The following is an 11,969-nucleotide window of genomic DNA, read 5'->3' as shown; positions in this document are numbered from 1 at the left end:
GGTGTGGCGGTGGCGGTGGTGCGGGCCGTGCGGCGGTCTGCCCGGGCGGCGCCGCGACCCGTACGGACCGGGTGCTCAGCGGTGGACCGAGTCGCCCCCGGCGGTGAACGCGGCGAGCGCGCGGTCGCGCGCGGCGGCGGTCGGCAGCCCGTCGGTGTCGGTCACGGTCTGGATGACGAGGGCGGCGACGCATGCGCCCTCGGCGAGCGCACGGTCCAGCGGCAGGTCCCGCAGCCGGGCGGACAGGAAACCGGCGGCGAAGGCGTCACCGGCGCCGACGGGGTCGGCGAGCGGCACGTCGTACGGCGGCTGGTCGACGCGCTCGCCGGCGGCGGTGAGCGCGGTGGCGGTGTGGTCGGCGCGCTTGATCACCACCGTGTCCGTACGGCCGCGCAGCAGCCGGGCCGCGGCGTCGTCGGCGGGTTCGCCGGTCAGCGTCTCCAGCTCGTCGTCGCCGGCGAGCAGCAGGTCGGCCTCGGCGAGCAGCGGGCCCACGACCTCGGCCCACCGCTCGGGGCCGGCGAGCTTGCGGCGGACGTTGGGGTCGAAGGAGACGAGCGCGCCGGCGGCGTGGGCGAGCTCGACGAGCTTGCCCGTCGCCTCGGCGGCGGACGGCGACAGGATCGGCGTGATGCCGGAGACGTGCAGCACCCGCACGCCCTCGACGATCTCCGGGCTGATGTGCTCGGGGGCGAGACGGGAGGCGGCGGAGCCGGCGCGGTAGTACTGCACGTCGATGGCGCGCCGCGGGTGGCTGTCGCGAAGCAGCATGCCGGTGGGCGCGTCGGGGTCGACGTCGGCGTACGAGACGTCCACGCCGTCCGCGCGGAGTTGGGCGAGGACGGCCTCCCCCGCGGGGTCCGCGCCGACGCGGCCGAACCAGCGGGCCCGGTGGCCGAGCCGGGCGAGCCCGGCGGCGACGTTCGACTCGGCACCGCCGATGGCGCGGCGGAAGTTCACGGCGCGCGCCAGCGGCATCCCGGGCTCGGCCAGCATCAGCAGCATGGCCTCGCCGCAGGTCAGCACCTCCGGTGCGGATTCCGCCATCGGTTCCTCCACGGTGGTGGGCACGTTCGTGTCTCGAACGTTATCCCGGTCGGCGGGCACGCCGGTATGGCGGGGTGCACAGCGGCTGCGGCCGAATCGTCAGGTCTCGTCAAGGTTGCGTACAAGGTGCTGCCTGCACACTCGACGAGGTCGTGCCACAGCGGCCTCATCAGTGAGTTTCGCATCTCCATATGGAGGACGACGCATGGCAACAGTACGACGTAGTGGACGCATGATCCTGCGCAAGACGACGGCCGGTATCGGCCTGTGCGCGGCGGTCGCGACCGCCGCGACGGCTCTCGCCCCGGCCGCCACCGCGGCCGAGGCGGGGGATGCCGACACCAAGGCGGGCCAGTACTTCGCAAGCCTCCCGTATGAGGTGGATGACGGCGAAAGGGTCCGCTTCCGCGCCTACTGGAGCGCGGCACCCAACGTCTGGAAGGTATGCATCCAGGCCAACTACACGGGCAGCGGCGGCAACCCGGGAGTCCCGGGCGGTCCGCTCGGCAGGAAGTGCTGGGACACCACGGCCGATACCGACGCGAAGTGGTTGGACGTCGGGTGCACCTTCTACGGCGGCACCTGGACCGCCGCCAGTTGGTACAACAAGTCCGGGACGAGGATCGCATACCGCGAGTCCGACATCAGCTGGCACATCTGCAACTGACCGATCCGGACACCGTCACCATGCCAGACCCGGCGCCTACCGCTGGAGAAGGCTTCCGTGCAGGCGCAGCCGCGCGATCCCCCCGTCCGGATGGATGTCGATCCGCGCGTGCGTGCCGACCGCCGCGGCGGCGAGCACGAAACGGTGGTTGGCGTCCGGCTGCAGCCGGGTGCGCGGCAGCACCTCGGTCCACTCGCCGTCGTCCCCGTCCCGTACGGACAGCGCCGCCCAGCCCGCCGCGTTGCCCTTCAGATACGCCGTGTCGATCTCCACCGCGCGGATCTCGCCGCGGCCGGCGAGCGCGTAGCGGATCCAGTCGTGGCCGTGGTCCCGCCGGCGCCGGGTCTCCCAGCCGTCGTCCATCTGCCGCGAGCGGCCCGGCCGGATGGTGTTGACGGGCGGGGAGTAGAAGCGGTCGGAGGCGTCCTCGACGCGGCCGCCGTGCTCCAGCGCGACGAGGTCGAAGGTGCCGAGCGCCGCCAGCCACGCCGGGTCCGGGACGACCTCGCCGTGGACGCGGAGGCGGGCGATACCGCCGTCGGGGTGCTGGCGCAGGCGCAGGTGCGTGCAGCGGCGGTCGCCGGCGACGGCGAAGCCGTTGGCGGCGTGGCCGCCGACCGCGGTACGGGGCACCAGCTCGGTCCACGGCACGCCGTCGGCGAGCAGCTCGCCGGGGGACGGCGTGCCCGGGACCTCGGCGCCGTCGACGCTCACGGTCTGCGGGTGGTTGCCGCGGAAGTGGGCGGTGTCGACGACGATGCCGCGGACGACGCCGGGGGCGCCGAGGCGTACCAGCGCCCAGTCGTGGTCACCGTCGGCCGGGTGCGGGCTCTCGGCGCCGGCGCCGCGGCGGCGGCGGGTCTCCCAGCCGTCCATGACCTTGCCCTTGTGGCCGAAGGCCGCCGGGTCGAACGCCGCCGGCTCCGGGCTCAGCAGGTTCTCCCGCGGGGCGAAGAACTCGTCGTTCGCGGCGACGACCGCGCCGCCGAGGCGCCGGTCGGCGAGGTCCGGCAGACCGGCGAAGGCGAAGTCGGCGGTGCGGTAGTCGGCGTAGGGGTCGCCGCCGCGGTACGGGGCGGCGGCGCCGGTGAAGCGGGGGATCTCCGCGGTCATGCGTGCCGCCGCCCTTCGTCCCGGTCGGTGTCCCCGTCGGTGTCTCGGCCGGTGTCCCGGTCGGTGCGGCCGAGGAGCCGGCCGTGGGGTTCGGTGAGCCCGCCGCGGTGGTGGACGCGGCGCCCGCGCAGCCAGGTGGACGTGACGACGCCGTGCAGCCTCCGGCCCGCGTACGCGGTGATCGGGTTCCGGTGCCGCAGGTCCGCCGGGTCGACGGTGAAGGCCGCGTCGGGGTCGAGGACGGCGAAGTCGGCGTCGCGGCCGGGCTCGACGGCGCCCTTGGCGGCGAGCCCGGCGAGCCGGGCGGGGCCGGTGGCCATCCAGCGGGCGACGTCGGCGAGCCCGTGGCCGCGGCGGCGCGCCTCGGTCCACACGGCGGGCAGGCCGAGCTGGAGCGAGGAGATGCCGCCCCAGGCGGTGGCGAAGTCGCCGGTCTTCAGCTCGGCGGTGGCCGGGGAGTGGTCGGAGACCACGCAGTCGACCGTGCCGCCGGCGAGGCCGGCCCACAGCCGGTCCCGGTTGCCGGCCTCGCGGATGGGCGGGCAGCACTTGAACTCGGTGGCGCCGTCCGGGATCTCCTCCGCGGTCAGGGTGAGGAAGTGCGGGCAGGTCTCGGCGGTGACGGGCAGGCCGGCGCGGCGGGCGGCGGCCAGCGCGGGCAGCGCGTCGGCGGAGGAGAGGTGGAGGACGTGGACGCGGGTGCCGTGCCGCTCGGCGAGCGCGACGACCCGCTCCACGGCCCGGTTCTCGGCGGTGCGCGGGCGGGAGGCGAGGAAGCCGGCGTAGTCGCGGCCGGTGACCGGCGGGGCGCCGTCGAGCACGTCGGGGTCCTCGGCGTGGACGATCAGCAGCGCGCCGAGGCGGGCGGCCTCGGCAGCGGCCGTTTCCAGGTCGGCACCGTCGAGCGGGGGGAACTCCTCGACGCCGGACGGGGAGAGGAAGCACTTGAAGCCGAAGACGCCGGCGGCGTACAGCGGTTCGAGGTCCGCGGCGTTGCCGGGGACCGCCCCTCCCCAGAAGCCGACGTCGACGTGCGCACGGGGCCGGGCCACGGCCTGCTTGACGGCGAGCGCCCGGACGGTGGTGGTGGGCGGCAGGCTGTTGAGCGGCATGTCGACCAGGGTGGTGACGCCGCCGGCGGCGGCCGCCCGGGTGGCGGTCGCGAAGCCCTCCCACTCGGCGCGGCCGGGGTCGTTGACGTGGACGTGGGTGTCGACGAGCCCGGGCAGCAGCGCCTGGTCGCCGTAGTCCTCGGTGCGGGCGCCGGGCGGCGGGGCCGTCTCGTACGGCAGTACGGCGGCGATGCGTTCGCCGGCGACCGCGACGGCGGCGGGCCGCTCCCCCTCGGGGGTGACGACGCGGCGTGAGCGCAGCACCAGATCGACGTCCGGCACCCGGTCTCCTCTCGACGGCCTCCTGCTTCAACGTTCTGTTGAAGGGCACTGTCGCACTGTCGCCGGGGATTCCCGCGCTCGTCAAGGGTGACCCGGCGGGCGGTCGGGTGGATTCCACATGATGAAAGCCGGATTCCGGGCCGTTAAGCTGCGGTCGCACCCGTACGGAAGGAACCGCCGACGTGCCCCCCAGCACCGCAGAGCCCAGGCCGCCCGCCGGCGGCGGCGTCCAGTCGCTGGAGCGCGCCTTCGACCTGCTGGAGCGGATGGCCGACGCGGGCGGCGAGGTGGGGCTGAGCGAGCTGGCCGACAGCAGCGGGCTGCCGCTGCCGACCATCCACCGCCTGATGCGCACCCTGGTCGCCACCGGCTACGTACGCCAGCAGCCCAACCGCCGCTACGCGCTCGGGCCCCGGCTGATCCGGCTCGGCGAGGGCGCCTCCCGGCTGCTGGGCACGTGGGCGCGGCCGCAGCTGGCCCGGCTGGTGGAGGAGACCGGCGAGACGGCGAACATGGCGCTGCTCGACGGCGACGAGGCCGTGTACGTCGCGCAGGTGCCGTCGCGGCACTCGATGCGGATGTTCACGGAGATCGGGCGGCGGGTGCTGCCGCACTCGACCGGGGTGGGCAAGGCGCTGCTGGCGCAGCTGCCGGACGACACGGTACGGGCCCTGCTGGCCCGTACCGGGATGCCAGCGGCGACGGAGCGGACGATCACCTCGCCGGACGCCTTCCTTGAGGCGCTGGCCGCCGTCCGTGCGGACGGCTACGCGGTGGACGACAACGAGCAGGAGATGGGCGTGCGCTGCCTCGCGGTCGCGGTGCCGGACGCGCCGACGGCCGCGGCAGTCTCGATCTCCGGGCCGTCGGGCCGGGTGACCGAGGCGGCGACGGAGCGGATCGTACCGGTCCTGCAGGAGGTCGCCCGGGACCTGTCGGCAGCGCTCACGGACACGGACTGACCTCGGGTCCCGGCAGCGGGTCTGCCCGTCGCGGGGGCGGCGCGGGTGGGACCGGGCCGGTGGTGGGTGGGGGCGGACTGATCGCACCGTGCGGCGGCAGGGCAGGAGGGTGGCGAACCGACCTCGGCGCACGGTGCGAACGAGATCGGCCTCGCGGCGCGGTCCGCGCGGCGGACGAACCGACCGCGGGGCACTGTGCGCTTCGGACCGGTCCGGTGGCGCGGGGCGGCGGACCGCCGCGGGGTGATTGGCCGTCCCGGGCGGAGGCCGGACCGCGCTAACGCCGCGGTGCGCGGCCGAACAGCTCGATCACGTCGCGGACCTCCGCGACCGCCGGCGCCACCGCGCTCACCGAGCCGACCGCGCCCGCGACCACCAGCAGCGCCCGGTGCAGCCGCGCCACGTCGGGCGCGCCGGTCGCCGCCACGGCGGCCAGCTCCGCGAGCGCCTCCTCGGCGGGGGCGCGATCGCGGAGGTCGGCGGGGTGGGCCGCCAAGTCGTCCCGCAGCCGGGACACGGCGGCGGCGAGCGCCGTCACCCGCGGGTCGGCCTCCTCGGCCGCGCGGGCCTCACGGGTCTCGTACGCGCGCGCCCCGCGGGCCCCGGTCACGCGGCGCTGACGATTCGCGGACGCGCGACCCTCACGAGCCGCAGCCGGGTGCGCCTCCCCCGACTCGGGAATGCGCACGTCGCGGACCTCGGGCACACCCACCTCCCCGGCCTCGGGCAGGCTCATCTCACGGGCCGCAACCGCGCGCACCTCCCGCGTCCCGGGCCCGTACGCCTCACGCCCCGTGCCCGCGCGCGGCTCGCGCGCCGCACCGCCCCCGTCCGGCGCCACCACCGCGCCCCGGCCCGTACGATCGTTTCCCATCGGCAGTCCTCCCCCGCCCGCCCGCTCCGCCGACCGCCCCCCGAGGGCGCCGCGCCCCCCGGGCGATGCCGAGACAGTAAAGCCAACAATGCGTCAGAACGCCACTCGGAACGGGAAATTCAGATGAATAGGAAGATCGGCGCCGCCGAATTTCCCGTCGCCGGGCTGCTGCTCGCCGCGGGCGGCGGGCGCCGGCTCGGCGGGCGGGCGAAGGCGCTGCTGCCGGCCGGGCCGGGCGGGCGACCGCTGGTGGAGCGGGCGGCCGGGGCGCTGCGGGCGGCGGGGTGCGCGCCGGTGCACGTGGTGCTGGGCGCGGCGGAGGACGCAGTACGGGCCGGGGCCCGGCTGCCCGGCTGCGTACCGGTGTCGAACCCGGACTGGGAGTCGGGCATGGGCTCGTCGCTGCGCGCCGGGCTGGCATCGCTGGAGCCGACGGACGCCGCGGCGGCGGTGGTGCTGCTCGTCGACCAGCCCGGGATCGGGCCCGCCGCCGTCGCCCGGCTGGCCGCCGCGTACCGGACGGAGGGCGCGGAACTGGCGGCGGCCACGTACGACGGCGTCCGCGGCCACCCCGTCCTGCTGGACCGCCGCCGCTGGCCGGAGGTCACCGCGCGCGCCACCGGCGACCGCGGCGCCCGCGACGTGCTGGCCGCCGCCGCGCACCGCGGCGAACTGGCGCTGGTGGAGTGCGGCGACGTGGCCGCGCCCGACGACGTCGACACACCCGCGGATCTGGCGCTGCTCGGCGAGGCGTGGGCCGGCTGGCACTGAGCGCCACCCGACCCGTACCGAAAGCCTCTCGACATCAACAGACCGTTGAACTTCCGGGATAAGGAAACTATTCTCCACAGGCCGCCCCCGCCACGTCCGCTGCGCCCGGCACCCCGTGCCGCCAAGGAGTGACCGCCATGTCCGCAGTCGTCGCCGCCGCCGAACCCGCGCCCCGCCAGGACGAGGTCCTCACCGACGCCGCCCTCGCCTTCCTCGCCGAGCTGCACCGCAGGTTCACCCCGCGCCGCGACGAGCTGCTCGCCCGCCGCGCCGAGCGCCGCGCCGCGATCGCGCGCACCGCCGCCCTCGACTTCCTCCCCGAGACCGCGGGCATACGCGCCGACGGCTCCTGGCGCGTCGCCCCCGCCCCGCCCGCGCTGCAGGACCGCCGGGTGGAGATCACCGGCCCCACCGACCGCAAGATGACGATCAACGCCCTCAACTCCGGTGCGCAGGTCTGGCTCGCCGACTTCGAGGACGCCTCCGCGCCCACCTGGGAGAACGTCATCGGCGGCCAGGCCAACCTGGTCGACGCCTACGAGCGCCGCATCGACTTCACCGACCCCGCCTCCGGCAGGTCCTACGCCCTGAGGCCGGCCGCCGAGCTGGCGACGGTCGTCACCCGGCCGCGCGGCTGGCACCTCGACGAGCGGCACCTCACCGTCGAGGGCCGTCCCGTGCCGGGCGCGCTGGTCGACTTCGGGCTGTACTTCTTCCACAACGCCCGGCGGCTGCTCGACCTCGGCAAGGGCCCGTACTTCTACCTGCCGAAGACCGAGTCGCACCTCGAAGCCCGCCTCTGGAACGACGTGTTCGTCTTCGCCCAGGACCACTGCGGCATCCCGCAGGGCACGGTGCGGGCCACCGTGCTGATCGAGACCATCACCGCCGCGTACGAGATGGAGGAGATCCTCTACGAGCTGCGCGACCACGCCTCCGGCCTCAACGCCGGCCGCTGGGACTACCTCTTCTCGATCGTGAAGAACTTCCGCGACGGCGGCGCGGCGTTCGTGCTGCCCGACCGCAACGCGGTGACGATGACGGCCCCGTTCATGCGCGCGTACACCGAGCTGCTCGTACGCACCTGCCACAAGCGCGGCGCGCACGCGATCGGCGGCATGGCGGCGTTCATCCCCTCCCGCCGCGACCCGGAGGTCAACAAGGTCGCGTTCGACAAGGTCAAGGCCGACAAGGACCGCGAGGCGCACGACGGCTTCGACGGCTCCTGGGTCGCGCACCCGGATCTGGTGCCGATCGCCAGGGAGTCGTTCGACGCCGTGCTCGGCGAGCGGCCCCACCAGAAGGACCGGCTGCGCGCGGACGTGTCCGTCTCCGCCGCCGACCTGATCGCGATCGACTCGCTGGACGCGCGGCCGACGTACCCGGGCCTGGTCAACGCCGTGCAGGTGGGCATCCGTTACATCGAGGCGTGGTTGCGGGGCCTGGGCGCGGTGGCCATCTTCAACCTCATGGAGGACGCCGCCACCGCGGAGATCTCCCGCTCGCAGATCTGGCAGTGGATCAACGCGGGCGTCGTCTTCGACGACGGCCGGCGGGTGACCGCGGAGCTGGTGCGGCGGATCGCGGCGGAGGAGCTGGAGAGCATCCGCGCGCAGTCCGGGGCGGAGGCGTTCGCGGCGGGCCGGTGGCAGCAGGCGCACGACCTGCTGCTGCAGGTGTCGCTGGACGCGGACTACGCGGACTTCCTCACGCTGCCGGCGTACGAGCTGCTGGACTGAGGGGCGCCTTGCCCGCCGGAGATTCCCTCTGGCGGAACGGGCGCGGTACGTGGTCGCATGCTCGCATGACGGACGACACGACCACCGAGCACGACTCCCAACCGCCCGGCGCCGCGGCCGGCGCCGCCCGCGCCGCCGTCGCCGGCCGCTTCCGCGGCCTGCTCGACGACCTCGACCGGACCTCCGGGACGGCGGTCGCGGACGCCGCCACGCTGATCCTGGACGCCGTCGCCGCGGGCGGCTTGGTGTACGCGGCCGGGGCGGGCCACTCGCTGGCGATGGTCTGCGAGACGTTCTACCGGGCGGGCGGCCTGGCGTGCGTACGACCCGTGTGGGACCCCGAGATACTGCCGCTGAACGGCGCCACGGCCAGCACCGCCGCGGAGCGGCGGCCGGGCTCGGGGCGGGCGGTGGTGGAGCGGGTGAAGCCGGGGCCCCGGGATGTGGTGGTGGTCTTCTCCACCAGCGGCCGCAACCCGTACCCGGTGGAGATCGCGCAGGAGTGCATGGCCCGCGGGGTGCCGGTGGTCGCGGTGACGTCGATGCCGGCGTCCGCGAGCGCGGCGGCCCGGGCCAGTACGCGGCTCGCGGACCACGCGACGGTGGTGCTGGATACGTGCGTGCCGCCGGGCGACGTGGTGCACCCGCCGGAGTCGCCGCACACGGCGGCGGTGTCGACGGTGCTGGGGGCGTACGTGTGGGCGCTGCTGCTGGCGGAGCTGGACGAGCGGGCGGCGGCGCGGGGGGTGGAGCTGCCGCGCTGGGTGAGTGCGAACGTACCGGGCGGAGACGAGGCGAATCGGCGGAACTTCACGCGGTACGGGGGGCGGGTCCCGGAGCTGTAGCGCTGCGGCGGGGCGGGGGGTTGTTCCCCTGACCCGCCCCTTCCCGAAACTCGGGGGCTCCGCCCCCGAGACCCCCGCGGGGGCTCCGCCCCGGACCCCGCGGGGGCTCCGCCCCCAGGCCCTCGGGACGGCCGGGCCGGGCCCCGGCCGCCGGCCGGAGTCCTGTCCTCCTCAGCCCTCCTCAGCCCTCCTCAGCCAGCCGCGCCAGCCTCCTCGCCTGCTCCCTCGTCGCCCCGGCCACCGCCTCCTCGTTGACCGTGACCAGCCGGCCCTCCTCCACCACCGGCTCCCCGTCGACCAGCGACAGCGTCACCGGCGCTGGCGGCCCCAGCACCAGCGCCGCCACCGGGTCCGCGATCGACGCGTGGCCCAGGCCGTCGAGCTTCCACAGCACCAGGTCCGCCAGCTTGCCCGGCTCCAGCGAGCCGATCGCCTCCGCGCGGCCCAGGACCTGCGCCCCGCCGTACGTGCCGAGGCGCAGCGCCCGGCGGACCGTCAGCGCCTTCTCCTTGTGCGGGCCGAGCCGGTTGACCAGCAGCGCGTTGCGCAGTTCCGGGTGCAGCTCGCCGGACTCGTTCGACGCGCTGCCGTCCACGCCCAGGCCGACCGGGACGCCCGCCGCCAGCATGTCGGGGATGCGGGCGATGCCCGCGCCGAGGCGGGCGTTGGACGACGGGCAGTGGGCGACGCCCGTACCCGTGCGGGCGAAGGCGTCGATGTCGGTGTCGGACATGTGCACGCAGTGGGCCATCCAGACGTCGTCGCCGAGCCAGCCGGTGGACTCGAAGTAGCCGGTCGGCCCCATGCCGAACCGCTCGTGGCAGAACTTCTCCTCCTCCACGGTCTCGCTGCCGTGGGTGTGCAGCCGCACACCCTTGCGGCGGCCCAGCTCCGCGCCCTGGCGCAGCAGTTCGGTGGAGATGGAGAACGGCGAGCAGGGCGCCGCGGCGACCTGCACCATCGAGTCGTACGAAGCGTCGTGGTAGGCGTCGATGACCGCCTCCGTGCCCGCCAGCGCATCGTCCAGCGTCTCGACGGCGAAGTCCGGCGGCAGTCCGCCGTCCCGCTCGCCGAGGTCCATCGAGCCACGGGCGAAGGTGAAGCGGACGCCCGTCTCGCGGGCGGCGCGGATGACGGCGCCGGAGAGGTCGCCGGCGCCGCGCGGGTAGACGTAGTGGTGGTCCGTCGCGGTGGTCACGCCGCCGCGCGCGAGCATCGCCAGCGAGCCCTGCGCCGCGGTGTGGCACATCGGTTCGTCGATGCGCGCCCAGGTGGGGTAGAGGGCGACGAGCCAGTCGAAGAGGTTGGCGTTCTGGGCGAGGCCGCGGGTGAGCCACTGGTAGCAGTGGTGGTGGGTGTTGATCAGTCCGGGCGTGGCCAGGTGGCCGGTGGCGTCGATCCTGCGCACCACGCCGTCGAGCCCGGCCGGCGCCGGGCCCGCGCCCACCGACTCGATCCGGTTGCCCGCGACGACGACGTGCCCGGAGGCGTACTCCGTGTCGTCGGCGTCCACGGTGGCGATCGCGCAGTTCTCCACGACGGTGCGCCGTGCTGCCATGCGTTCCTCGGCTTTCTGGACCTCCCGGCCTCCCGGCGGGGGCCGGTGGTCAGAGGTGGGTCAGGTCGTCGGGGATCCGGGCGTCCGCGCCGTCGCGCAGGACCGTCGCCTCGATGAGGCCGTACGGGCGGTCGGCGGCGAAGTAGACGGCGCCGTCGGCGGCGTCGTTCGTCAGCCCGAAGGGCTCCAGGTCGACGCGGAAGTGGTGCTTGTTGGGGAGGGAGAAGCGGATCTCCTCGATCTCCGGGCGGTGTTCCACGACCCGCGCGCCCATCGCGTACAGGCTCTGCTGCAGCGAGAGCGAGTAGGTGTCGGCGAAGGCGGCCAGCAGGTGCCGCACGGCCTGCTCGTACGAGTCATCCCAGGCCGGCGGCGCCGCGCCGGCCGCGCCGGTCCAGCCGTAGCGCCAGCGGGCGGAGACCTCGGTGGCGAGGATGCGGTCGTAGTCCTCCTTCAGCGTCGTGTACGCGTCCTTCACGTAGCCCCAGAACTCCGAGTCGGTGGTGTTCATGACGACCAGGTCCTTCAGCCCGCCCACCACCTCGAAGCGCTCGCCGTCGCAGGTGACCTGGGCGACGCGGGTCTCCCGGCCGCGACGTACGAAGGAGTGGCGGGCGCCGTCGCGGACAGGGGTGTCGATCCGCTCCCACGCGTACTCCTCGACGCGGATCCGGGCGCGGTGTATGGCCTCCCGGCCGCGGGTGAAGTGCCGGGCGAGGTGGAGGGCGAACGCCTCGGGGGACTCGATGCCGTGCTCCTTGGCGAAGGCGTAGACCGTGTTCTTGGTGGTGTCGGTCGGGAGGACGTGGGTGTTGGAGCCGGAGTAGTGGACCTCGTCCATGTCGCCGGACAGGGCGACGGAGACGTTGAGGTCGCGGACGTGGTGGGTGGCGCCGTCGCGGGTGACCTTGAGGACGCGGGTCTCGGCCTTGCCGTACCGGTTCGGGCCGAGCACCGCGGTACGGGTGGCGCGGGCGGGCCGGGGGCGGTCTGCCATGT

General features: G+C 75.0%; 11 protein-coding genes. 5 read left to right on the top strand and 6 right to left on the bottom strand.

The window, feature by feature from the left end; genetic code table 11:
- Window positions 1–75: 75 nt before the first annotated feature.
- Window positions 76–1,047 carry a sugar kinase gene (locus tag T328_RS02185; protein WP_496494066.1) on the bottom strand — a complete coding sequence of 324 codons (972 nt, stop codon included), beginning with the start codon at window positions 1,045–1,047 and terminating at the stop codon, window positions 76–78.
- A 205-nt stretch (window positions 1,048–1,252) separates the two neighbouring features.
- Here T328_RS02185 and T328_RS02180 point away from each other — a divergent pair, with 205 nt between their 5' ends.
- A complete protein-coding gene (locus tag T328_RS02180) occupies window positions 1,253–1,714 on the top strand; it encodes a hypothetical protein (protein WP_496494065.1) in 462 nt (153 codons plus the stop codon).
- A gap of 36 nt (window positions 1,715–1,750) precedes the next feature.
- On the opposite strand, the gene alc is transcribed toward T328_RS02180, so the two are convergent.
- Window positions 1,751–2,827, bottom strand: a complete 1,077-nt coding sequence (alc, locus tag T328_RS02175; protein ID WP_496494064.1) for an allantoicase — start codon at window positions 2,825–2,827, stop codon at window positions 1,751–1,753.
- Window positions 2,824–4,221, bottom strand: coding sequence for an allantoinase AllB (allB, locus tag T328_RS02170; protein WP_496494063.1), 1,398 nt, complete (start codon window positions 4,219–4,221; stop codon window positions 2,824–2,826). Before allB ends, alc begins: the two co-directional genes overlap by 4 nt.
- Window positions 4,222–4,403: 182 nt before the next feature.
- Between allB and T328_RS02165 the strand changes: the two genes are divergently transcribed.
- On the top strand, window positions 4,404–5,183 hold the full coding sequence (locus T328_RS02165; RefSeq protein ID WP_496494062.1) for an IclR family transcriptional regulator: 780 nt from the start codon (window positions 4,404–4,406) through the stop codon (window positions 5,181–5,183).
- Window positions 5,184–5,460: 277 nt separating this feature from the next.
- Here the strand turns inward: T328_RS02165 and T328_RS02160 are convergent, their stop codons facing one another.
- Entirely contained in the window at window positions 5,461–6,057 is a 597-nt protein-coding gene (locus T328_RS02160; protein WP_496494061.1) for a DUF5955 family protein, read from the bottom strand.
- 123 nt (window positions 6,058–6,180) lie between these two features.
- Between T328_RS02160 and T328_RS02155 the strand changes: the two genes are divergently transcribed.
- The 3 genes from T328_RS02155 to T328_RS02145 all read left to right on the top strand — a co-directional run bounded on the left by T328_RS02155 (window position 6,181) and on the right by T328_RS02145 (window position 9,412).
- Window positions 6,181–6,828, top strand: a complete 648-nt coding sequence (locus tag T328_RS02155; protein WP_496494060.1) for a nucleotidyltransferase family protein — start codon at window positions 6,181–6,183, stop codon at window positions 6,826–6,828.
- Between the two features lie 137 nt (window positions 6,829–6,965).
- Complete coding sequence (gene aceB, locus T328_RS02150; RefSeq protein ID WP_496494059.1) at window positions 6,966–8,567, top strand: malate synthase A; 1,602 nt, start codon at window positions 6,966–6,968, stop codon at window positions 8,565–8,567.
- Between the two features lie 65 nt (window positions 8,568–8,632).
- Window positions 8,633–9,412, top strand: coding sequence for an SIS domain-containing protein (locus T328_RS02145; protein ID WP_496494058.1), 780 nt, complete (start codon window positions 8,633–8,635; stop codon window positions 9,410–9,412).
- 181 nt (window positions 9,413–9,593) lie between these two features.
- Here the strand turns inward: T328_RS02145 and T328_RS02140 are convergent, their stop codons facing one another.
- Together T328_RS02140 and pucL are read right to left on the bottom strand one after the other, a co-directional pair.
- Window positions 9,594–10,970, bottom strand: a complete 1,377-nt coding sequence (locus T328_RS02140) for an 8-oxoguanine deaminase (protein ID WP_496494057.1) — start codon at window positions 10,968–10,970, stop codon at window positions 9,594–9,596.
- Between the two features lie 49 nt (window positions 10,971–11,019).
- Window positions 11,020–11,967 (bottom strand): factor-independent urate hydroxylase, encoded by a 948-nt coding sequence (gene pucL / locus T328_RS02135; protein WP_496494056.1) that lies wholly within the window; start codon window positions 11,965–11,967, stop codon window positions 11,020–11,022.
- Window positions 11,968–11,969: the final 2 nt, after the last annotated feature.

The sequence above is a fragment of the Streptomyces sp. CNX435 genome, from assembly GCF_059570575.1.
This window is presented reverse-complemented; position numbering and strand designations above follow the sequence as displayed.